General features: G+C 72.9%; 20 protein-coding genes. 10 read left to right on the top strand and 10 right to left on the bottom strand.

The window, feature by feature from the left end:
• Nucleotides 1–71: 71 nt before the first annotated feature.
• From LZ495_RS12450 to LZ495_RS12420, 7 genes are all read right to left on the bottom strand, one after another.
• Nucleotides 72–986 carry an NAD-dependent epimerase/dehydratase family protein gene (locus LZ495_RS12450; protein ID WP_235052187.1) on the bottom strand — a complete coding sequence of 305 codons (915 nt, stop codon included), beginning with the start codon at nt 984–986 and terminating at the stop codon, nt 72–74.
• Between the two features lie 76 nt (nt 987–1,062).
• Nucleotides 1,063–1,440: an STAS domain-containing protein gene (locus LZ495_RS12445; RefSeq protein WP_235052186.1), complete on the bottom strand. Its 378-nt coding sequence runs from the start codon at nt 1,438–1,440 to the stop codon at nt 1,063–1,065.
• Nucleotides 1,441–1,779: 339 nt separating this feature from the next.
• Nucleotides 1,780–2,460, bottom strand: coding sequence for an aminoacyl-tRNA hydrolase (locus LZ495_RS12440; protein WP_235052185.1), 681 nt, complete (start codon nt 2,458–2,460; stop codon nt 1,780–1,782).
• Between the two features lie 7 nt (nt 2,461–2,467).
• Nucleotides 2,468–2,854 carry a hypothetical protein gene (locus LZ495_RS12435; protein WP_235052184.1) on the bottom strand — a complete coding sequence of 129 codons (387 nt, stop codon included), beginning with the start codon at nt 2,852–2,854 and terminating at the stop codon, nt 2,468–2,470.
• 432 nt (nt 2,855–3,286) lie between these two features.
• Nucleotides 3,287–4,129, bottom strand: a complete 843-nt coding sequence (locus LZ495_RS12430; protein WP_235052183.1) for a TIGR03084 family metal-binding protein — start codon at nt 4,127–4,129, stop codon at nt 3,287–3,289.
• A gap of 120 nt (nt 4,130–4,249) precedes the next feature.
• A complete protein-coding gene (locus tag LZ495_RS12425; protein WP_235052182.1) occupies nt 4,250–5,104 on the bottom strand; it encodes an alpha/beta hydrolase in 855 nt (284 codons plus the stop codon).
• 270 nt (nt 5,105–5,374) lie between these two features.
• On the bottom strand, nt 5,375–6,010 hold the full coding sequence (locus LZ495_RS12420; protein ID WP_235052181.1) for a TetR/AcrR family transcriptional regulator: 636 nt from the start codon (nt 6,008–6,010) through the stop codon (nt 5,375–5,377).
• A gap of 124 nt (nt 6,011–6,134) precedes the next feature.
• Here LZ495_RS12420 and LZ495_RS12415 point away from each other — a divergent pair, with 124 nt between their 5' ends.
• The 5 genes from LZ495_RS12415 (at nt 6,135) to LZ495_RS12395 (ending at nt 11,441) form a co-directional block, all read left to right on the top strand.
• Nucleotides 6,135–7,823, top strand: a complete 1,689-nt coding sequence (locus tag LZ495_RS12415) for an N-acyl-D-amino-acid deacylase family protein (protein ID WP_235052180.1) — start codon at nt 6,135–6,137, stop codon at nt 7,821–7,823.
• Nucleotides 7,824–8,328: 505 nt separating this feature from the next.
• Nucleotides 8,329–8,994: a phosphatidylserine decarboxylase gene (locus tag LZ495_RS12410; RefSeq protein WP_235052179.1), complete on the top strand. Its 666-nt coding sequence runs from the start codon at nt 8,329–8,331 to the stop codon at nt 8,992–8,994.
• Nucleotides 8,981–9,850 (top strand): CDP-diacylglycerol--serine O-phosphatidyltransferase, encoded by an 870-nt coding sequence (gene pssA, locus LZ495_RS12405; RefSeq protein ID WP_235052178.1) that lies wholly within the window; start codon nt 8,981–8,983, stop codon nt 9,848–9,850. Before LZ495_RS12410 ends, pssA begins: the two co-directional genes overlap by 14 nt.
• Before the next feature lie 176 nt (nt 9,851–10,026).
• Nucleotides 10,027–10,704: a rhomboid-like protein gene (locus LZ495_RS12400; protein ID WP_235052177.1), complete on the top strand. Its 678-nt coding sequence runs from the start codon at nt 10,027–10,029 to the stop codon at nt 10,702–10,704.
• 32 nt (nt 10,705–10,736) lie between these two features.
• On the top strand, nt 10,737–11,441 hold the full coding sequence (locus LZ495_RS12395; protein ID WP_235052176.1) for a rhomboid-like protein: 705 nt from the start codon (nt 10,737–10,739) through the stop codon (nt 11,439–11,441).
• Nucleotides 11,442–11,450: 9 nt separating this feature from the next.
• Here LZ495_RS12395 and LZ495_RS12390 read toward each other — a convergent pair whose 3' ends face one another.
• On the bottom strand, nt 11,451–12,299 hold the full coding sequence (locus LZ495_RS12390; RefSeq protein ID WP_235052175.1) for a SpoIIE family protein phosphatase: 849 nt from the start codon (nt 12,297–12,299) through the stop codon (nt 11,451–11,453).
• 90 nt (nt 12,300–12,389) lie between these two features.
• Entirely contained in the window at nt 12,390–13,496 is a 1,107-nt protein-coding gene (locus LZ495_RS12385; RefSeq protein WP_235052174.1) for a PP2C family protein-serine/threonine phosphatase, read from the bottom strand.
• Nucleotides 13,497–13,752: 256 nt separating this feature from the next.
• Here LZ495_RS12385 and LZ495_RS12380 point away from each other — a divergent pair, with 256 nt between their 5' ends.
• The 4 genes from LZ495_RS12380 to LZ495_RS12365 all read left to right on the top strand — a co-directional run bounded on the left by LZ495_RS12380 (nt 13,753) and on the right by LZ495_RS12365 (nt 17,651).
• A complete protein-coding gene (locus LZ495_RS12380) occupies nt 13,753–14,979 on the top strand; it encodes a sensor histidine kinase (RefSeq protein WP_235052173.1) in 1,227 nt (408 codons plus the stop codon).
• Between the two features lie 145 nt (nt 14,980–15,124).
• Nucleotides 15,125–15,793, top strand: coding sequence for a response regulator transcription factor (locus LZ495_RS12375; protein ID WP_308268029.1), 669 nt, complete (start codon nt 15,125–15,127; stop codon nt 15,791–15,793).
• A 107-nt stretch (nt 15,794–15,900) separates the two neighbouring features.
• Nucleotides 15,901–16,809 carry an ABC transporter ATP-binding protein gene (locus LZ495_RS12370; RefSeq protein WP_235052172.1) on the top strand — a complete coding sequence of 303 codons (909 nt, stop codon included), beginning with the start codon at nt 15,901–15,903 and terminating at the stop codon, nt 16,807–16,809.
• A complete protein-coding gene (locus tag LZ495_RS12365; protein WP_235052171.1) occupies nt 16,806–17,651 on the top strand; it encodes an ABC transporter permease in 846 nt (281 codons plus the stop codon). The genes LZ495_RS12370 and LZ495_RS12365 overlap by 4 nt, the downstream gene beginning before the upstream one ends.
• Here the strand turns inward: LZ495_RS12365 and recD2 are convergent.
• Nucleotides 17,644–19,959 carry an SF1B family DNA helicase RecD2 gene (gene recD2 / locus LZ495_RS12360; protein WP_235052170.1) on the bottom strand — a complete coding sequence of 772 codons (2,316 nt, stop codon included), beginning with the start codon at nt 19,957–19,959 and terminating at the stop codon, nt 17,644–17,646. The genes LZ495_RS12365 and recD2 overlap by 8 nt on opposite strands.
• A 127-nt stretch (nt 19,960–20,086) precedes the next feature.
• On the opposite strand from recD2, the gene LZ495_RS12355 reads away from it, so the two are divergent.
• Nucleotides 20,087–21,094 carry a LacI family DNA-binding transcriptional regulator gene (locus LZ495_RS12355; protein ID WP_235052169.1) on the top strand — a complete coding sequence of 336 codons (1,008 nt, stop codon included), beginning with the start codon at nt 20,087–20,089 and terminating at the stop codon, nt 21,092–21,094.
• Nucleotides 21,095–21,230: the final 136 nt, after the last annotated feature.

Below are 21,230 nucleotides of genomic sequence, written 5' to 3'. Positions count from 1 at the left end.
CCGCCCCCCCCGGGCGGGGGCGCCGGGCCGGTCGGGGGGCCGCCCCCCGCGGGGCCCCCCCCCCCGCCGGGTCAGCCCTTGAGCAGCTCCGGGTGGAACTTCTCGACCATGCGGCGCATGCCGTCCTTCCAGTGCACGTCGGTGGTGCCCAGGATCTCGTGCATGCGGGTCAGGTCCAGCGCCACGCTGCTGATGGTCGCGTCGGTCTGCTCGAACTCGGGCTGAAGCCCCGTCAGTTCGCCGAGGTAGGTGCACCACTCCTCGATGCTGACCGCTTCGCTGCCGCCCCAGTTGACGACGGTCGCGGGCGTCGAGGCGGCGCGGAAGAGCTTGGGCAGCGAGGCGACGATGTCGGTCTCGTGGATGGGGTGGTAGACGCTGGGCGCGTCCGAGTGCACCTGGACCGGCACGCCCGAGATCATCATCTCCAGGTGGATGGCCGGCCAGCCGCCGTTCTCGCCGTACGGCACGCTCAGCCGGGCGATGGTGGTCGGCAGCTTGTAGCGCGCCGCGCCCCAGCGGGCCGCGCCTTCGGCGGCCACCTTGCAGATGCTGTAGGTCTCCAGGAAGGACCACACGCGGTGGTTGTCGCCCAGCGCGTCGGTCTCCTTGAGGAGCTTGTGCCCGGCCGGCTGGTAGACCGCGGTGGACGAGCAGTGCAGGAAGGCGCGCGCGGAGCGGTGGTGGTCCATCAGCCACAGCACGCCGCCCGCGTTGCCGTCGAGGTCGGCGTCCCAGTCGCCGCTCTTGGCCACCGCGAAGTTGACCACGTAGTCGGCGTCGGCGGGCAGGCCGGCCACGTCGCCCGCGGCGAGGTCGATCTTGACGCACTTCACGCCCGCGGCCTCCAGGCGCTCGCGGGACTCTTCGTCGTTGAACCGGGCCGCGCCGTAGACCTCGTTGTCGCGGGCGAGGAGCTTGGCCACCGGCTCGGCCACCTGTCCGGTCACCCCGGTGACGACGATCTTGGAGCCTTCGAGTGCCATGCCAAGCCCTCCTGCGTGCGACTGCGGATTCCGGTCCGCAACGTAGCGCAGTCATTTGACTCAAGCAATCATCCGGTCAGCCCGCGGCAGCCTCGCGGCCTCCGGTTTCCGGTGCGGCCAACGCCTCGTCCAGGGTGGGATGCACGTCGAAGAGGCGGCGCAGCCCGAGTGCGGTGAAGACCCGGTTGACGTGGTGCTCCCCGCCGGCCGGCATGACCAGCCGCAGTTGCCCCGAGCAGGAGCGCAGCAGGCGTCTCGCCCCGACCAGTGCGCCGATCCCGGTCGAGTCGCAGAACACGACGTCGGTCAGTTCCAGGATCAGGTGGTGACGCCCTTGGGCCACCGCCCGCCTGACGTGTTCCCCCAGCTCCGGGACGACCGCGAAGTCGACCTCCCCGGAGACGAAAAGCACGGTCCAGCCCTCGCGGTCCTCGGTGGTCACCTGGAGATTCACTCGCGGGCACGCTCCCTGGTCGGCAGGCGGCACGGCCGTCCGGAGCGGGGCGGCGCCGGCGGAGCCGCGCCCGGGCCGCGCGGCACGGGAACCGGGCAGTCGACCACCCGGCCGCGTCCCACCGTAGTCGCCGGTGGATGACCGGGCCGCGCCGCCATGGTCACGCGGCGGTCTCGGTTGCTGCCCGAATATGTCACCGGACAGTTGCAGCATCAGGCCAAATGCCGCTATCCGCAAGGCATATGACGCCAGGTCAGGGGCGCGCCGCGCGCCGGTCCCGCGGCCGGCCGGGGGCGGAGAGCCGGATGCGGGACGGCGTGTTGCGGACGGGAACCGGCGTCACCCGGCTCGCAATTCCGGCATATCGCCCACAACGGTGCACGATCCCGGGGCGATCTCGGTGAAGCCCGCATCGCGTACGACGGGCAGGCCCGACGTGGTCAGGGCCGGCCATGCGTCCGGTGCCGCGGTGCGCACGGCGAGCGGGAAGCCGTCCGCGGCCCAGCGCTTGCGCCCCTCGTCGTCCAGCCGGAGCCAGGTCAGCTGCGCGCCGTGGCCGGCCTGCGCCATGGCCTTGCCGGCCGTCAACTCCAGTTCCGGGTTGAACCACAGCACGGGCAGGCCCGGTTCGGGGGCGGGCGGGGCGGCGGGGTCGTCGAGGTCGGTGCCGGAGACCTGGAGGCGGGCCAGGTCCTTGGGCCAGGCGTCCAGCGGAACGGGCGGGAACACCCGCACCTCGGCGCCCTCGTGCTCGAGCGTGACGCCGTCGAGAGCGGATGCGCGGCGCCACTCCGCTCCGCGGGCCCGGCGTACGACCTTGCGGATCCGGCCGTCCGTCCATGCGGTGACGCAGTCGGCCCACTCCCCCTCGACCGAGCGCTCGTCGGCCAGGAACATCAGCACGGCGCGCGCGGCCGCCTCCAGGGCGGCGGTGCGGGCGGGCGGCGCGTCGCGCTCGATGTGCACGACAAGCGGCAGGACGAACTGCGGAACGGCATCGCGGTCAAGGGTGGCACTCACACTTCGATCATGCCGTACCCGAGCGCGCGAACGCCGCGCGCCAGTCCGAGGCGCGGGCCATGAGGCGCGTCACCGGGACGCGGCGGGGGCGCCGGGCGCGGTCCGCGGTGTCGACGAGCAGCACGCGGCCGCGGCGCAGGACCAGGCGCTCGGTCGCGGCGACCGCGATCTCGCGGTCGTGCGAACCGACGAGCGCGACAAGGACCACGGCGTCCGGGTAGACCCGGAAGTACGGGCGCTGGAACTGGCGTACCCCCAGGAACAGCACGAGCAGCGCGCCGAGGAGGACCGGATGGACGGTGCCTTCGAGCAGCGGATAGCCGAAGACGACGGTGTTGACGAACCCGACGATCGTCAGGAGTGAGCTGATCACCAGACTGTGACGCACCGTCATGCCACCCCCGCGCACCGGTGAGATCCGAGGCCCCACACCTCGGAGGTACGGGATATCCGGGGTTGGTGACACGTGTCAAGAGCTGCGGTCTGCAAGAGCGGGCGGACGCAAGGGCGCGGGGATACCAAGCCGCGTCTTGGGGGGTCGTGCACCGGGGCGGGCAGCCCTCCTTGCTGCGCTCGCGGAGTTGCGGGACTTGGGCGGGCGCAGGAGGGACGGCAGCCCGGAGCAGGCCCGGCGCGCGATGCGCGGCACCGGGCGCCGCGAGGGCAGCAGTACCCTCCGAATACGGCGTAGGGGCTTCCGGCGAACGGGAGATCGGCCGGCCGGACTCCGCGCAGCAGACGGGCTGCGTCTCCAGAGCCGAGCGGGTGAGCCGGTGCAGGTGCGGCGGCGCGTCGGGTGAGTCGAAGTGCTGCCCTGCTCCCGCGTTCAGGTAGTGCGGCGGCCTCGGGCGCGGCCGTCGCCGGGGTCGCCGACGAAAGCCTGGGCGATGTCCAGCCAGCGGTGCGCGTCCGCGCCGACCGCCTTCAGGGCGGTGTCGTCGCGGTGCAGGCGGCGGGTGGCGAGCCGGGCGAAGTCGGCCGCCGGGCCGGTGACCGTCTGCGGGGCGTCCTCGGGGCCGTAGGCCCAGACACTCCCGTCGGGAGCGCTGAGTTCGATGCGGAAGGGCACGGCCGGCGCGGGCAGCCCATGGGTGCCGAACGCGTGGTCGCGGGCGAGGACGCCCAGGCGCACGATGTGCCGGATGCGGCCGGTGGGTTCGCGGCGTACGCCCAGGGCATCGGCGACGTCGCCGCCGTGCGCCCAGGTCTCCATGAGGCGTCCGCTCGCCATCGCCGCGGGGCTCATCGGCGGCCCGAACCACGGGAAGCGGGTGCCCGGCGGATGGCCGGCGAGCGCCGCGAGGGCGTCGGCGCGGCCGGTCCGCCAGCGGGCCAGCAGCTCCGCGCCGCGCTCGCCGCCGCGGCGCCCCGAGCTGACGCCCGCCTCCAGACCGGCTTGGAGCAGGGCCAGCAGGTCGGGGAGCGCGGCCGCGAAGGCGTCGCGGTCGGTGGCGGCCAGGACGGCCAGTTCGTCGGTGGAGGCGAGGTGGCCGATCTGGTCGGCGATCGTCCAGCCCTCTGCGGGGGTGGGCGACTCCCATTGCTTGTCGTCGAGTTCGGCGACCAGCGCGTCGAGGGCGTCGCCTTCGGCGCGCAGGTCGGCGAATACGTCGGTGCCTTCGGCGCTTTCGGTATTGCGGGTGCTGTCGGTGCTGTCGGTGCGAGCCATGTGTGGCTCCTTCCGCGTCCGCCCGGAACGGCACTTGCCTGACTCAGTCAAGGATGCCGCAACCGGCTTGCTGCGCAACACCCTTGACGTGAGCCGAGGCGGGTTCCGGACGGTACGGGGTCAGCAGGCGCGGACGAATCGCGCCATCGCGTCGAGCGCGTGGGCCGACTCGGGCAGGTCCGCGAAAATGGTGAACCACACGTGCTGCATGCCGGCGACCAGGTGCGCCTCGACGGTGACCCCGGCGGCGGATGCGCGCGCGGCGAAGGCGGTCGCGTCCCCGAGGAGCACCTCGGCGCCGCCCGCGAAGACCTGCGTACGCGGCAGCCCGGCGGGGTCGGCGAGCAGCGGCGAGGCCAGCGGGTCGCGGGCGTCGTGGCCCTGCAGGTAGAGCTCGGAGCCGATGCGGGCCGCGTCGAGGCCGAAGAGCTGGTCGGTCGCGGCGTTGGCGGCGTACATCTCGCCGTCGAGGGTCTGGTCGAGCCAGGGCGAGATGAGCACCAGCCCGGTGGGCGCGGGCCGGCCTGCGTCGCGCACCGCGACCGCGAGGGAGAGGGCGAGTCCGCCGCCCGCGGAGTCGCCGGCCACCACGAGCGGGCCGAACTCCTCGGCGGCGGCGTCGTACGCGGCGGCGGCATCGCGCAGCGCACCGGGGAACGGGGCCTCGGGGGCGAGCCGGTAGTCGACGAGGACGATGCGGGCCTCGGCGGCGAGGGCGAGGCGCGAGGCGAACCCGGTCCAGCCCGCGGCCTCGCCGAGCCGGTAGCCGCCCCCGTGCAGGTAGAACACCGTCCGGGCGGGCTCGGGCACGGAGACCACGACGGCCGGGACGCCGCCGTACTGCTGCTGGTGCACGTCGACGCCCGGCTCGACCTGCTGGGGTATCGCGGCGACGGCCTTGCGGCGCTCGACCAGTTCGTCGGGGGCGGGCACGCCCTCGCGCTCCGCCGGCAGGTTCCACACGTCGAGCCCCATCCGATGCCTCCCTTGCGTGCCCGGTCCCGCGCGGACCGGCGTGATCACCGCGGTGTCGGCCGCATGGTGGCACGAATCCCGCAAGGTTTTGAGGGGCGGCGGAGAAGACGAAGGGCCGGCTGCCCGCGATGCGGTACTCGCAGGCCGCAGGCCACGGCTGCCTGCGCACACACCGACGGACGCCACCCCTGATGCTCGGGCGGACCCGCCAGGCGAGCCGCGGGGCGGGCGGCCGGCACCGTCGCACGCGTCGGCGAAGCCGCCCGGCATCTAACCCCGGGGTGCCACTCCGGCGACCAGCATCGTGGTGAGTGCGTCGGCGAAGCTCTCCGGCAGTGCGGCGTGGTTGACCGCGCGGGCGAACACCGCGCCCAGGACCGCGTCGAACAGCACGTCGGGGTCGACGTCCGTACGCACCGCGCCGCGGTCGGCGGCACTGCGGACCAAAGTGCGGAACTGCTCGCGGGCCTGGGTCTCCAGGCGGTCGATCACCGCCGCCCGCAGCGCCGGGTCCTGGTCGAGGTCGGCGAACAGGCCCGGCAGCGCCGCGCGGGCCTCGGGGCGGGCGTACGACGCGGCGGTGTCGGCGACCACGCGGCGGACGTCCGCGGCGAAGTCGCCGGTGTCGCGGATCAGGACCTCGGAGCCGTGCGCCGGGAAGACCGCCTCGTGGACCAGTTCGGCCTTGGAGGACCAGCGGCGGTAGATCGTCGGGCGGGTCACGCCCGCGCGGCGGGCCACCGTCTCGAAGCTGAGCCGGGCGTAGCCCTCCTCGGCCAGGAGGGCGCGGACCGCGCTCTGGATGGCGTCGTCGATCTGCGGGTCGCGGGGCCGGCCCCCGGCAGGGCGGCGGGCGGCGGCTGCGGCGCGGCTGGTCGGCGCGGGGCTGGTCGGCGTACTCGGCACAGCCCGGGATTCTTCCAGCGCGGCCCGCCCCTTGACTAGTTCACCTAGTTAAATTACAACTCGCATCATAACCGCGGGGCACCGGGAACCGCCCCGCGGACCATCCGACAGCAAGGAGACGGCCGTGGCCGATCTGCTGGTACGTGGAGGAACCGTCGTCGACGGCACCGGGGCGCCCGCGCAGCGCGCGGACGTGCGGATCACCGGGGGCGTCATCACCGAGGTCGGCCCCGACCTGCCCGGCCGCGGCGAGGAGGAGATCGACGCGACCGGCGCGTACGTCTCCCCCGGCTTCATCGAGGCGCACACCCACGTCGACGGCGCCATGTGGTGGAACCCGGAACTCGACCCGCTGCCTGCGTACGGCATCACCACCGTCGTCTTCGGCAACTGCGGCATGTCGGTCGCCCCGCTGCAGGAGAGCGCCCGCGGGCCGGTGCTCGACCTGTTCACCTTCCTCGAGGACCTGCCGCTGGACGCGTTCCACACCAGCGTGCCGTGGACCTGGGAGCGCTGGCCGGAGTACCGCCGCGCGTGCGAGGCGCAGAACACCACGGTCAACGTGGCCGGCTTCGTGGGCCACCTGACGCTGCGCACCACGGTCATGGGCGCCGAGGCGGCCTGGAAGCGCGCCGCGACCGCCGAGGAGATCGCCGCGATGGCGGCGCTGCTCGACGAGTCGCTCGCGCACGGCGCGATCGGCATGTCGACGAATGTCTTCGACAAGGACCGCTACCTCAATGTGGTGCCGACCCGGCTGGCCGAGGACGACGAGTTCGAGGCGCTGGTCGACGTCATCGCCCGGCACCCGGGCGCCACGCTGCAGATGATCACCCGCTTCAACGAGCCGGAGAACATCGACGCGGACGTCGAGCGCTTCGCCCGCATCTGCGCCCCGCGCGGGGTGCGCGGCCAGTGGACCGCCATCCCGTCCACGGTCCGCGAGGACTACCTGCGCGAGCAGACCATCGCGCTGCACCGGCGGCTGCGGGAGTCGGGGGTCGACTTCTGGCCGAACGTCCCGCACAAGCCGCTGGAGCCGTTCTTCAACTTCGAGCGCGCACTGACCTTCCAGCGGGTCGCGGCGTGGAACGAGTGGATCAACGGACCGGCCGACACCAAGCTCGCCCAGCTGACCGACCCCGAATGGCGGGCACGGGCGCGCGAGGACTACGACAACCGGGTGAGTTCGTCCACTTCTCGCCTGGATCGCCCGGAATCGCTCATCTTCGCGATCTCGGAGACCGGCGCCGGCCCGCTGGACATCTCGTGGCGCGCGTACGCGGAGCAGGAGGGCAAGCACCTCTCCGACGCGCTGGCCGACTGGATCCTGGCCAACGGCATCAAGTCCTGCATGAAGGGCATCCCGGACGAGTTCGACGAGCCGGTCATCGCGGAGCTCTTCAAAGAGGCGCACACGCTCACCAACATCAACGACTCGGGCGCGCACCTGCAGCTGTTCTGCGGCTCCGGGGAGAACGTGTACCTGCTGACCCGCTACGCGCGCGACACGGGCCTGCTGACCGTCGAGGAGGCGGTCCACAACCTCACCGGCAAGCTGGCCGGGTTCTTCGGCCTCGGGGACCGCGGGGTCATCGCCCCCGGCAAGGCGGGCGACCTGGCGATCTTCGCGCTGGACGAGATCGAGGTCCGGCCCGAGGTCAAGTTGTACGACAACCCGGACGGCTCGTGGCGCTTCTCGCGCGGCAACTCGGGGATCCGGGCGACCGTGGTCGGGGGCGTCCCCACGGTCCTCGCCGCGGAGCCGACCGGGGCCCGGCCGGGCACGATGATCGGCCTCAGCGCGGGCTGATCCGCCACCGGTATCCCGGCCTCCACCCCTGCTCGCGCCCTATTCGCGCCCCTGCTTGCGTGCTGCGTGCCCGCGGTCGGGGGGGGGGGGGGGCCCCCCCGCCCCCCCCCCCCCCCCGGCGGGGGGGGGGGGGGGGGGGCCGGGGGGGGGGGGGGGGGCCCCCCCGCCGCGCCCCCCCCCCCGACTGCATGGTTGGTCCAGGAAACGTCACAGCGGTGTCACAAAAAGCACATGAAGCGGATCCATGGCCCCGTCACCCCTGCTCGAGGCGTACTTCAGAGGGGAGGGGATTTGGCACAGGGCGTACCGGGCGGGCAACCTTGACGGTAAGAGCAGATGTGGCTCGCCGCCTTGCAGTCACCACGAACCAACCGATTTTGGTGATTTGTGGAGGGCTTCAAGGTCAAAGAGTCGCCCAGGCATAGAGCGCAATGACCCTCAGTCTAGGTAGCATCCGCCGAGTGCCGCCCGCTACCGACGGGCACGCCCCCGACAAAGGTTCTCGATGAGTGACGATTCCCCCGCGCCGACCTCCGCAGTCGACACGCCGCGCAGCCGCGTGCGCCTCGCCAAGGGTGCCTCCCCTTGGCTGGTGCCCACAGCGCTGACCGCAGCGGTGACCGGCTGTGCGGCGCTTCGCTCCCGGCGCTGGGCTTTCGCCGCCGTGCCGACGCTGGCTCTGACCGGCGGCATGCTGTGGTTCTTCCGCGACCCGGAGCGCACCCCCGTCGAAGACGGCATCATCGCCTCCGCCGACGGCGTCGTGCAGAGCATCGACCCCTGGCCGGACGGCCGGACCAGAGTGGCGACCTTCATGAGCCCGCTCAACGTGCACGTGAACCGCGCCCCGCTCACCGGCGTCGTGAAGTCGGTCGAGCACAAGGCCGGCGGCTTCGTGCCCGCGTTCAACAAGGAGAGCGAGCACAACGAGCGCGTCGTGTGGGTGTTCGACACCCCGCGCGGCGAGATCGAGCTCATCCAGATCGCCGGCACCGTGGCCCGCCGCATCGTGCCGTACCTCGAGGCAGGCGCCGAGGTCGAGGTGGGCGAGCGCATCGGGCTCATCCGCTTCGGCTCGCGCGTCGACGTGTACCTCCCGCCGGGCGTCGAGCCGGCGGTGACCGTCGGCCAGCGCACAACAGCCGGGGAGACTCGCCTTGACCGCGTCTGATTTCGACAAGTTCGACAACTACGACGGCATCGGGCCGATCGCGGAGTACGGCGACGAGCGCCCGATCCCGCGTACCGACCCGGTCGCCGAGGAGACGCCGCTGTCGTCCCGCATCTCCGCGGCCGACGTGCTGACCCTCGGCAACGCCGCGTGCGGCTTCCTGGCGGTCTACTTCCTGGCGGTCGCCACCGTCGCGCAGCACATGGACGGGTACGGCGTGCCGGCCGACCGGCGCAGCGCCGCCGCGGCCGTCGTGCTGATGCTCATCGGTGCGCTGTTCGACCTGTGCGACGGCCTGGTGGCGCGCAAGCTGCGCCGCTCCGCGCTGGGTGCCGAGCTGGACAACCTGGCCGACGTGATCACCTTCGGCGTCGCCCCGGCGTTCTTCGTGGTGACCTGGGCGGCCATCCCGCTGGGCCCGGACAAGACGCCGGCCGTGCTGGTCGCGCTGTCGGTGCTGATCGCGGGCGTGCTGCGGCTGGCCCGGTTCGCCTCGACGCCGGGACGCCCCGGGGTCTTCCAGGGCATGCCGATCCCCATGGGCGCGCTCACGGTGGTCTCCATCGTGCTGCTCGACCTGCCGTTCGCGGTGGGCGCGGCCGGCATCCTGCTGACCGCGTGGCTGATGGTGAGCCGGATCGAGTACCCGAAGCCGCAGGGCAAGCTGGCGATCCTGACCATGCTGGCCCTCGCCGCGAGCGTGAGCTGCCTGACGCTGTGGGCGACCGACTCGCCGGGCGGCGACGCCGTGCTGACGATGGGTGCGAGCCTGCAGATCTCGCTGGCGCTGAGCATCCCGGTGATGGCGATGACCCGCCGCGGTGCGCGCTTCATCGGCGTGCGGATGATCCGCTAGCCGCTGCCCCACCTGTTCCGCCGACGGCGGCCCCGGCACTTGCCGGGGCCGCCGTTCCGCGTTTCCGGGGCCGGGATGCGGGGCGTGCTTCCATAGGAGCGATTCCCCTCGTCCTCGTACGGGGCGACCGGCGGCGGACGCTGCGGACACCTGCGGACACCTGCGGAGGAGGACGGATGCGGCACGGCGGCCGGATGATGCTGCGCGCGCTCCGCGGCGTCCACAGGTGGATGGCCGCCGCGCCCGGCACGTACATCTGGCTGGCCGTCATGTACGCGACGACGTTCGTGTACCTGCGCATGCCGGCCGAGTCCCGTACCGCGTTCCTGCGCGACCGCAGTACGAACATCGCGCACCTGCACGAGGAGCCCCTGCGCGTGCTGGCCGCCAGCGCGTTCTGGGCCGAGGGCGCGCATCTGGTCAAGTTCACCGTCATATTCACCGTGGTCTTCGCGGTCGCGGAGCGCTGGATGGGCACCTGGCGCTGGCTCGCGGTGGCGGTGCTGGGCCACGTGGGTGCGACGTACGCGAGCCAGGCGGTGGTGCTGGCCGGCATCGAGGCGGGCTCGCTGCCGCACCGGCTGCGGCATGCGGTGGACGTGGGGCCCAGCTACGCGCTGATGGCGGTCGCGGGGGTGCTGTTCCACGGGATCGCCGGACGCTGGCGCTGGGCGTACCTCGCCGTCCTCGCGGTGTACGTGGGCGCACCCGCTTTCGCGGAGCACGACTTCACCGCCGCCGGGCACGTCGCGGCGGTGCTGATCGGGCTGTCCTGCGCGGCCCTTGTGCAGGGTCGGCCGCGCTGGGATCCGGGGGCTTCGCTTCCGCGCCGAATGCGGCAGGTTCTGCCATGATTTCCGGCAAATAGCCGGAAAGGTGATGATTCGTGCGGCTGTCCGATACGAAGGCAACTGCCGTCCGCATCGCGCAGGCGATCCGCGACTGGATCAAGTCGGCGCCCGGGACGTACATCTGGTGGCTGATCCTGCTGGTCACGACGTTCATCTACGACTCGCTGCCGCAGAATGCCCGGGACGTCTTCCTCGCGCAGCGCAGCACCAACATCGCGCACCTGGACTCCGATCCGGTGCACGTCCTGATCGGCAGTGCGCTGTGGACCAGCGGCGGCGGACTGCTGCACTACGCGGTCATGTTCACCGTCTTCCACGCCACCGCGGAGCGCTGGCTGGGCACGTGGCGCTGGCTTGCGGTAGTGGCGATCGGGCACGTGGGGGCGACGTACCTGAGCCAGGGGCTGGTCTGGCTGGGCATCCGCTCCGGGATGCTGTCGGACGACATGCGCGACGTGGTCGACGTGGGGGTGAGTTACGGGCTCAAGGCCGTGATGGCCGTCCTGGTGTGGCATATCGCGCGGCCGTGGCGCTGGCTGTATCTGGCGGGGGTGCTGGTGTCGGTGCTGGTCCCGTTCCTGGACGGCGTCTCGTTCACCGACATCGGGCACTTCTCGGCGGTGTTGCTCGGGGTGGCCTGCTACCCGCTGGTGCGCGGGCGGGGTACGTGGGATCCGGTGGCCTGGGGCCGCCAGGCGTGGGCGCAGTTCAGGCGGCGGCCGGTGCCGGCCGCCGCCTGACATGTGCGCTCACCGGGTGCGCAGCGGGTTGCGCGGCCGCCGGGCGCGGCTGATGACCTCGCGCGGGCCGGTGGGCGCGGTGGCGTCCGCGGGGTCGCCGATCTCGACGAGGCACAGGGCGCCGGACTCGGGCAGCGGCGTCCCGGGGGCCTCGGCGCCGCGGGCCGCGAGGCGGTCGAGGGCCCGGTCGAAGGGGCCGTCGACGGCGCCGGCCGCGAGCAGCCCGCGCAGGCCGTCCGCGGGAGCGCTGCCGGTCTGGCCGGGGATGCCGTTGCGGATGTCCGCCGGGGCGCCGGTGTGCAGCAGGATGCGGTCGCCGGGGCTCACTTTCTCCAGGTGGGCGGGGACGCGCAGGCTGCCCGGGTTGAGCACGCCGATCGGCGGCTGCGGCAGCGGCGGAGCGAGCGGGCGCGCGGTTCCATAGCCGACCTGGAGGGGGACCGGTCCGGCCCGGTCGACGATGGCGAGGCGGCCGTCCGCGCGGTGTTCGAGCAGGGTGACGCGGGCCAGTTCGCGGCCGCCTTCCCGCTCGCCGCGGAGGGCGTGGGCCATCTGGTAGGCGACCCGGTTCAGTTCGGGCTCGTGCGCGGCGCCGGCCCGGAAGGCGTCCAGGAGCCGGGCCGCGATGGCCGCACCGCGGGCTCCGGAGGCGGCCGCCTCGCCGAACAGCACGCGGGTGCCGAAGGCGGACGTGACCGCGGCGTAGACGATGCGGTTCGCGGGGGCGTTCGGCGGGTTGTCCGGGATCCGCACCGCAAGGCGCAGACTCCCGGTCTCGGTGCCCAGGGTGTCGTGCGGGGCCGACCCGGGCACGGCCGAGCCGAGCAGCATGTCGGGGGCGTCGAGGAGGACGAGCATCAGGCGCTCCTTCACGGTCGGGCGGCCTGGCGGCCGGTTTCGTGCGGTTGCCTATGGCCTTCCCGATACGCCTAAAAGGTAGATAAATCGCTAATCAACTGTGTCGGGGCTCACGCGCCCGACCACCAGCGCCGCCACGTCGTCGTCCCTGGGCGAAGCCCCGAACGCGCGCAGGTCGGCGCGCAGCGTGTCGAGCAGCGCCGGCGACGGCTCGCCCTGCCACTGCCGGACGCGGTCGGCGAGCGGATAGAACTCCCCCGCGGCGTCGCGCGTCTCGCTCACCCCGTCGGTGAAGAGCAGCAGCCGGTCCCCCGGGGCGAAGGCGATGGTCTCCACGTGTGCGGGATCGTCGTCGTCGGCCAGCAGCGAGAGGTTCACCGGTAGTTGCGGCACGGCCGGCTCCACGGCCCACACGGTTCCGGCGGCCAGCAGCAGCGGCGCGGGATGCCCCAGGTTCACCAGCCGCGCGATGCCCTGGCCGGGCGGGATCTCGACCAGCACCGCGGTGGCGAACCGCTCGGCGGCGTCGGAGGCCGGGGGCTGGTCGCCGTACCGCGTCATGCTGCGCTCCAGCCGGGCGGCGAGCACGCCGAGGTCGGGCGCCTCGTACGCCCACTCCCGGAACGCCCCCAGCAGCACCGACGCGGCCTCGACCGCGGCCAGCCCTTTGCCCTGCACGTCGCCGAGGATGGCCCGCACCCCGTAGGGCGTGCGCAGCGCCTCGTAGAAGTCGCCGCCGATGCGGGCCTGCGCGGCGGCGGCCAGGTAGAGCACGTCGAGCTCGACACCGTCCAGGCGGTGCGGCAGCGGCCGCAGGACCATGCGCTGCGCGGTGTCCGCGACGGCGCGGACCTCGGAGAGATCCCGCTCGTGCCGCTGCCGGACGAGGCTGGCGTAGGCGGCCGCGAGGGTCACGGCCCCGATCACGCCGGTGCTGGTGCCGGACGGCGCCTGGTAGCTGTCGGCTGTCCGGTCGAACGCGAGCACATACTGCGTGAGCCCGGAGAACAGCCCGATGCCCACGGTGCCGCGCACGCTCCACGTGGCCGCGGCCAGGGCGGGCGCGGCCGAAAGCAGCCGGTCGTACCGCTGCGGCCCGGGCGTCACCCAGTCGGCGATCGCCGCCGCGGCGATCAGCAGGAACGGGGACCAGCGGGCGAACCGAAACCAGGTCCGCTCCCGCACGCCGCTGCCCACTCCAGCACCGTACGTCGCGTCGTGGCACTGCCCGCCCCGACACCACCGGCCATCCCCCGAACAGCCGTACCCCCGCTCCGCGAAGAACGGGCATGGGCGGACGGGCCGGAGGAGGAAGCCGGCGGGTTCCGGTGTCGCGGTGGCAGCTACCAAAGTCGATCCGGGGGCGACTTCTGGTGCTGATGGCGGATTCTCCGCCTGGTTAGGCTCGGCAGGTCGGGGCGTCGGCCTCGGGGTACGGGAAGGTGTTCGGGAGATGAGCGGGGTCCGCTGGGGGCGCGTCGGGCGGTTCGTCGGATCGCTGCGGCGTACCGGGGCGGAGTGGGCGATCGACGGGCTGCTCACCCTGGGGGCGGTCGCGGTCGGGGTGACGCTGCTGGTGGGCAGCATGGACGAGGATCCGTCGGTCGGCGATCACATCACCGCCCAGATCTTCTACGGGGTCGTCGCGGCGGTCGCCTTCCTGGTGTTCCGGCGGCGGTTCCCGGTCACGTTGGCGTGGATCTGCGTGCTGGCCGGCTTCACCTTCGTCACGGTCATGGGGACCACGGTCGTCGCGCTGTTCGGGGTCGCGGAGCGCCGCCGGCCCCGGACCTCGGTGTCGATCACCGCGGTGCATGCGCTGCTGGTCTTCGTGCTGTTCTACCTGGCCACCGAGGACCGCGCCGAATACTTCGGCGCCGCCGGGGTGTTCCTGTTCTTCGACGTGGTGGCGCTGACCGGCGGCCTGCTGGTGCGTTCGCAGCGCATGCTGGTCGGCTCGCTGCAGGAGCGGGCCCGGCAGGCCGAGAACGAGCAGCGCATGCTCGTCGAGGAGGCCCGGCTCCTGGAGCGCGAGCGCATCGCGCGCGAGATGCACGACGTGCTCGCGCACCGCATCTCGCTGCTGGCCGTGCACGCGGGCGCGCTGGAGGTCCGGTCCGACGCGTCGCCGCAGGAGGCCCGGGCGGCCGGCGTGATCCGGCAGGCGGCGCACGATGCGCTGGAGGACCTCCGGGACGTGATCCGGATGCTCCGCACCGACGAGGACGCAGGCGCGGCCGACCGCCCGCAGCCGACGCTCGGGGACCTGCCCGCGCTGATCGAGCAATCGCGCCGGGCCGGTGCGGTCGTGGAGTTCGCGTGCGCACCGGTGGCGCCGGAGACCTCCGCGCGCGTGGGGCGGCATGCGTACCGGATCGTGCAGGAGGGCTTGACCAATGCCCGCAAGCACGCCCCGGGTGCGCGGGTGCGGGTGGATGTCGCGGCAGCCGAGCAGGCCGAACAGGCCGGACTGGCGATCGAGATCGTCAACCCGCTGCACGTGTCGCCCGCGTCGGTTCCCGCGCTGCCGGGTGCGGGTGCCGGGCTGATCGGCCTGCGCGAGCGCGTGACGCTGGTCGGCGGGCGCCTCGAACATGGTACGGAGGACGGCGAGTTCCGGCTGCGGGCCTGGCTGCCGTGGCAGCCCTCGGCGGAGACCGGCCGGGTGCGGGGCGGCTGATGCGCCCCGGAGCGCGGCCTGGTGCGGGCACGCCTCCGCGGTGTGCCGCGGCAGGCCGGTGGCTACGGTGGACCCCGTGACCGACGCACCGCAGCACCGCCAGGACCCGTCCGCCGCCGACCCCGCAGACGCCCGGCCCGTCCGGGTGCTGCTGGTCGACGACGACGCGCTGGTGCGCATGGGCCTGTCGATGATGCTCTCCGCGGCGGACGACCTGGAGGTCGTCGGCGAGGCGTCGGACGGCTCCGAGGTGGACGCCGCGGTGCGCGGACTCCGGCCGGACGTCGTGCTCATGGACATCCGCATGCCGACCATGGACGGCCTCGCGGCGACCGCGCGCCTGCGGGCCCGCCCGGATGCCCCGCAGGTGGTGGTGATGACCACCTTCGACACCGACGACCATGTGCTGCGCGCGCTGCGGGCCGGGGCCGGCGGCTTCCTGCTGAAGCACACGCCGCCCGCCGAGATCGTGCGGGCGATCCGGCTGGTCGCGGCGGGCGAGCCGATGATGACGCCGTCCGTACTGCGCCGGATGATGGACTTCGTCGCCGAGTCGGGCGCCGATCCGCGCCGCGACCGGGCCCGCGCGCTGCTGGCCCGGCTCACTCCGGGGGAACGCGAAGTGGCCGCGCTGGTCGGCCGGGGCGCGACGAACGCCGAGATCGGCCGGGAGCTTTCGCTGAGCGTGGCGACGGTCAAGGCGTACGTGTCGCGCCTGCTGACCAAGCTGGACCTCAACAACCGGGTCCAGATCGCACTGCTGGTGCACGACGCGGAGGAGCCCGGCGCCGCGGGCACTCCGCCGTCCGCCTGACCGGCCCGCACGGCACGTCCGAACGGCGTTCCGGCATCGACTTTCGCCATCCGGCGGTCGACGTCCGGCCGCTGCCCGGGTCCGGGTGGCGGCGGCAGGCTCGGAGCATGATCCGAGTCGAGAACCTCAGCAAGCGGTACGGCGAGCACCAGGCCGTCTCCGACGTCTCCTTCGTGTGCGCGCCCGGCACGGTCACCGGCTTCCTCGGGCCGAACGGCGCGGGCAAGTCCACGACGATGCGCATGATCTGCGGGCTGACCGAGCCGAGTTCCGGCCAGGCAAGCGTGCTCGGCGTTCCGTACCGCAACCTGCCGAATCCGGGACGCCATGTCGGGGTCCTGCTCGATGCCGCCGCCCGGCATCCGGGCCGCAGCGGCCGGGAGACGTTGCTGCTGGCCGCGATGATGCTCGGCGTCGACCGGGCGCGGGTGGACGAGGTGCTCGACGAGGTAGGGCTCGCGTCGGCCGCCAAGCGGCGCGTGGGCGGCTATTCGTTCGGCATGCGGCAGCGGCTCGGGATGGCGCAGGCGCTGCTCGGCCGGCCGGGGGTGCTGATCCTGGACGAGCCGTCCAGCGGTTTGGACCCGGAGGGCATCCACAACATGCGGATGCTGCTGCGCGATTTCGCGGACCGCGGCGGGACGGTGCTGCTGTCCTCCCATCTGCTGTTCGAAGTGGAGGCGCTGGCCGACCGGTTCGTGATGATCTCGGGCGGCCGGGTCGTCGCGCAGGGCGCCAGGGACGAGTTGCTGCAGGAGCGTTCGGGCACGCTGGTGCGTTCCGCGGAGCCCGCGCAGGCCGCATTGGGCGAGGCGCTCGCGCAGGCCGGGCTGGCGGTGCGTACCGCGCATGCGAGCGGCGCGCTGGTCGTCGACGCCGTGCCCGAGCAGGTGGGCATCGCGGTCGCGCGGGCCGGCGTACCGCTGGTCGAACTGCGGGCCGCCGACGACCTTGGCCTCGAACAGCTCTTCCTGAGCCTGACCGGAACCGCGAACGCCGAGGAGGCGAAGGCATGAGCACGGACATCAACGCCGGCACGTACACCGACTCGGGCACGCGCGGGCAGACCGGGTTCCGGCAGTCGGCCGAGGCGGTCTTCGATCCGGCAGGCGCCCCCGCCGCCCCGAGCGGCCGGGTACTGACCCTCGTCGAGTTGCGCAAGATGACCGACACGCGCTCCGGCCGCTGGCTGATGGCCGTGATCGTGGCGGCGATGTTCGGCATGGTGTGCCTGGTGGTGTTCGCCGGCGAGAAGGGCGACCGCACCACGCCCGAGCTGTTCCTGGCGTCGCAGACCGGCATGTCGCTGCTGCTGCCGGTGGTGGCGATCCTGTCGGTGACCGCGGAGTGGTCGCAGCGGTCCGGGCTGACGACGTTCGCCCTGGTACCGCGGAGGTCGCGGGTGATCCAGGCGAAGCTCCAGGCCGGGCTGATCCTCTCGGCGGTGTTCGTGGCGCTGAGCGCGGTGGTCGCGTGGGGCGGGCACGCGCTCGCGCTGGCCACCGGCAACGCGGACGGCGGTTGGGGCATCCCGCCCGCCCTGGCCGGCACCCGGCTGCTCGACTGCGCGGTGTCGATCGTCACCGGGATCGGCTTCGGCATGCTGCTGACCAGCCCGATCCTGGCGATCCTGGCGCTGTACGCGGTGCCGCTGGTGCTGGGCATCCTGGGCAGTACGGTCGCCGCGCTCGACGGCACGATGGAGTGGCTGAACCCGGGTCAGGCACTGTCCCCGCTCAGCGAGGACGCCGGCATCTCGGCGACCGAGTGGGTCCGGATCGCACTGAACTGCGGCATGTTCGCGGTGCTGCCGTTCACCGGCGGCCTGCTGGCCTTGCGGCACCGCGAGTTCAAGTGACGGACGGGCGTCCCGGGCCGAGCCGGTGCGCGAGGGCGGTGTGCCGCCGTCCCGCCGAGACGGTGCGCACCGCCTGCGCCAGGGCCCGGCGCGAGCCGACCAGGACGACGAGCTTCTTGGCCCGGGTGACCGCGGTGTAGAGCAGGTTGCGCTGCAGCATCATCCAGGCGCTGGTGGTGACGGGGACGACGACGGCCGGGTATTCGCTGCCCTGCGAGCGGTGGATGGTGACCGCGTAGGCGTGCGACAGTTCGTCGAGTTCGGCGAAGTCGTAGGGGATGTCTTCGTCTTCCTCGGTCCGCACGGTCAGCGTCTGGTCGTCGGGGTTGATGCCGGTGACGACGCCGCCGGTGCCGTTGAAGACGCCCGCCTCGCCCTTGTCGTAGTTGTTCCGGATCTGGGTGACCTTGTCGCCGATGCGGAACGTGCGGCCGCCGAAGCGCTTTTCGGGGGCGCCCGGGCGGCCCGGCGTGAGGGCTTCCTGGAGCAGCAGGTTGAGCGCGCCGGCGCCCGCCGGGCCGCGGTGCATGGGGGCGAGGACCTGGACGTCGCGGCGCGGGTCGAGTCCGAAGCGGCGCGGGATGCGGCGGGCGACGACGTCGACGGTGAGGGCGGCGGCGTCCTCGGCTTCCTCGACCGGGAACAGGAAGAAGTCCGCGAGGCCGTCGGTGACCGGCGGGCGGCCGGCGTTGATGCGGTGCGCGTTGGTGACCACTCCGGACTGCTGGGCCTGCCGGAAGATCTTGGTGAGCCGGACGCGCGGGACGCGGTCGGCGGCCAGCAGGTCGCGCAGCACCTCGCCGGCCCCGACGCTGGGCAGTTGGTCGACGTCCCCGACGAACAGCAGGTGGGCGCCCGGCGGTACGGCCTTGACCAGCCGGTTCGCGAGCAGCAGGTCGAGCATGGAGGCCTCGTCGACGACCACGAGGTCGGCATCGAGCGGCCGGTCCTGGTCGTATGCGGCGTCGCCGCCCGGCTTCAGTTCGAGCAGCCGGTGCACGGTGGCCGCCTCGCTGCCGGTCAGTTCGGCAAGGCGTTTGGCGGCGCGCCCGGTGGGGGCGGCGAGCACGATCTTGGCCTTGCGGGCGCGCGCGAGTTCGACGACCGAGCGGACCGTGAAGCTCTTGCCGCAGCCGGGCCCGCCGGTCAGCACCGCGACTTTCTGCGTCAGCGCGAGGCGGACCGCGGCCTCCTGCTCGGCGGCCAGTTCGGTGCCGGTGCGGTCGTGCAGCCAGGCGAGCGCCTTGGTCCAGTCGACGCTGCCGAACGCGGCGAGCCGGTCCTCGCGGGCGCCGAGCAGGCTGCGCAGCCGGCTCGCGAGGGAGATCTCGGCCCGGTGGAAGGGCAGCAGGTAGACGCCTTCGACGTCGTCGCCCTGCGAACCGGTGGAACTGACGGTGCCGGGCAGGGTCTCGCGCACCACGCCTTCCTCGGCGACGAGTTCGTCGAGGCAGCGCTGCACCAGCGGGGCCGGGACGTCGAGTATCCCGACGGCGTCCGCGACCAGGTCGTCCTGCGGCAGGTAGCAGTGCCCGGCGTCGGCGCCCTCCGAGAGGGTGAACTGCAGTCCCGCCTTGACGCGTTCGGGCGAGTCGTGGGGTATGCCGACGGCCTGCGCGATGGCGTCCGCGGTCTTGAAGCCGATGCCCCACACGTCGGAGGCGAGGCGGTACGGCTCGGTGCGGACCACGGTGATGGACTGCTCGGCGTACTCCTTCCAGATGCGCACCGCGGGCGAGGTGGAGATGCCGATGCCCTGCAGGAAGACCATGACCTCCTTGATGGCCTTCTGCTCGACCCACGCGGCGGCGATCAGGTCGCGGCGCTTGGGGCCGAGGCCGGGGACCTCGATGAGGCGGGCGATGTCGTGCTCGATGACGTCGAGGGCGTCGACGCCGAAGAACTCCACGATGCGGTCCGCGATCCGCGGCCCGATGCCTTTGACGAGGCCGGAGCCGAGGTAGCGGCGGATGCCCTGCACGGTGGCGGGCAGCACGGTCTCGTACGAGTCGACGAGGAACTGCCGGCCGTACTGCGGGTGGCTCCCCCAACGGCCGTGCAGGCGCAGGGACTCGCCGGGCTGCGCGCCGAGCAGCGGCCCGACCACGGTGAGCAGGTCGCCGAGACCCGAGCCGCGGCCGGTGTCGACGCGGGCGACGGTCCAGCCGTTCTCGTCGTTCTGGTACGTGATGCGCTCCAGCACGGCGTCCAGCCGGGCACCCGGGACACGGTCGCCGGCCGGGCCGCCGGGCGGCCCCGATGCGGGCGCCGGCGGTCCGTCCGAGGCCGGGTGCGTCGGTGCCGTCATGGTGGTCCAAGCTAGTCCGTGCCGGGGACAGCCGCGGGGCCTTGTCCCCAGCCTGCCGCACCCGGAACGCAAGTGATTTGCAGAATTCTTGCAAAAAATCGACGCTGGTCGTACTAGTCTTGCGGGCATGGTGCGTCGACTTGCTGAAGTTGCCAAGAAGGTCGGAGTGAGCGAGGCGACGGTCAGTCGCGTGCTCAACGGGAAGTCCGGGGTGTCGGAGGGGACCCGGGCCGCGGTGCTGACCGCGCTGGACGTCATGGGGTACGAGCGGCCCACCCAGCTGCGCGGCGAACGCGCCCGGCTGGTCGGCCTGGTGCTGCCGGAACTGCAGAACCCGATCTTCCCCGCGTTCGCCGAGATCGTCGTCGGCGCGCTCGCGCAGCGCGGGTTCACGCCGGTGCTGTGCACCCAGACGGTCGGCGGGGTGAGCGAGGCCGACTACGTGGAGATGCTGCTCGACCAGGCGGTGTCCGGCGCGGTGTTCTTCGGCGGCCTGTACGCGCAGGCCGACTCGCCGCACGGCCACTACGCCCGGCTGGCCGAGCGCGGGCTGCCCACGGTGCTGCTCAACGCGGCCGTCGACCACCTCGACTTCCCCCGGGTGAGCTGCGACGACGCAGCCGCCGCGGAGCAGGCCATCGACCATCTGCAGGCGCTCGGGCACGAGCGGATCGGCATGGTGCTGGGGCCCCGCGACCATGTGCCCTCGAACCGCAAACTGGCCGCCGCGAAGGCCGCGATCGACATCGCCGACGACCGCGTCGAGCACACGCTGTTCTCCTCGGAGGGCGGCCAGGCCGCGGCCACCCGGCTGATCAACCGGGGCATGACCGCACTGGTGTGCGCGAGCGACCCGCTGGCCCTGGGCGCGGTGCGCGCCGCCCGCCGACTGGGCCGCAGCGTGCCGGGCGACGTGTCGGTGGTCGGCTACGACGACTCGGCGCTGATGGCCGCCACCGACCCGCCGCTGAGCACCGTGCGGCAGCCGATCGAGCTGATGGGCCGGGCCGCCGTGGAGATGCTGATGGCCGAGATCGCCGGCCATCCGGTCACCCACGACGAGTTGCTCTTCGAGCCGGAACTGGTGCTCCGCAAGTCCTCGGGCCCGGCGCCCGCGGAGGCCGCGGCACCCTGAACCGAGGCCCGGCCGGGCCGTGATCCAAGTTCTTCTCATCGCTGTCAATTTTTTGCGGACTTTCATCGAGATATTGAGTCCTGCTGCTCGCCGTGGTTGAGTGTGGCCCGCGCCACGCACGAACCGGCCGCATTAC

It is taken from the genome of Yinghuangia soli (assembly GCF_021502675.1).
Taxonomy (GTDB): domain Bacteria; phylum Actinomycetota; class Actinomycetes; order Streptomycetales; family Streptomycetaceae; genus Yinghuangia; species Yinghuangia soli.
The sequence above is the reverse complement of the archived record's forward strand: the minus strand, read 5'-3'. Positions and strand labels throughout refer to the sequence as shown.

What these genes read in the sequence shown, in the direction of transcription:
- LZ495_RS12450 (WP_235052187.1), bottom strand. Translation starts at nt 986, where the DNA reads ATGGCACTCGAAGGCTCCAAGATCGTCGTCACCGGGGTGACCGGACAG.
- LZ495_RS12435 (WP_235052184.1), bottom strand. Translation starts at nt 2,854, where the DNA reads ATGACGGTGCGTCACAGTCTGGTGATCAGCTCACTCCTGACGATCGTC.
- LZ495_RS12430 (WP_235052183.1), bottom strand. Translation starts at nt 4,129, where the DNA reads ATGGCTCGCACCGACAGCACCGACAGCACCCGCAATACCGAAAGCGCC.
- LZ495_RS12425 (WP_235052182.1), bottom strand. Translation starts at nt 5,104, where the DNA reads ATGGGGCTCGACGTGTGGAACCTGCCGGCGGAGCGCGAGGGCGTGCCC.
- LZ495_RS12410 (WP_235052179.1), top strand. Translation starts at nt 8,329, where the DNA reads ATGAGTGACGATTCCCCCGCGCCGACCTCCGCAGTCGACACGCCGCGC.
- LZ495_RS12400 (WP_235052177.1), top strand. Translation starts at nt 10,027, where the DNA reads ATGCGGCACGGCGGCCGGATGATGCTGCGCGCGCTCCGCGGCGTCCAC.
- LZ495_RS12390 (WP_235052175.1), bottom strand. Translation starts at nt 12,299, where the DNA reads ATGCTCGTCCTCCTCGACGCCCCCGACATGCTGCTCGGCTCGGCCGTG.
- LZ495_RS12380 (WP_235052173.1), top strand. Translation starts at nt 13,753, where the DNA reads ATGAGCGGGGTCCGCTGGGGGCGCGTCGGGCGGTTCGTCGGATCGCTG.
- LZ495_RS12370 (WP_235052172.1), top strand. Translation starts at nt 15,901, where the DNA reads ATGATCCGAGTCGAGAACCTCAGCAAGCGGTACGGCGAGCACCAGGCC.
- LZ495_RS12365 (WP_235052171.1), top strand. Translation starts at nt 16,806, where the DNA reads ATGAGCACGGACATCAACGCCGGCACGTACACCGACTCGGGCACGCGC.
- recD2 (WP_235052170.1), bottom strand. Translation starts at nt 19,959, where the DNA reads ATGACGGCACCGACGCACCCGGCCTCGGACGGACCGCCGGCGCCCGCA.
- LZ495_RS12355 (WP_235052169.1), top strand. Translation starts at nt 20,087, where the DNA reads ATGGTGCGTCGACTTGCTGAAGTTGCCAAGAAGGTCGGAGTGAGCGAG.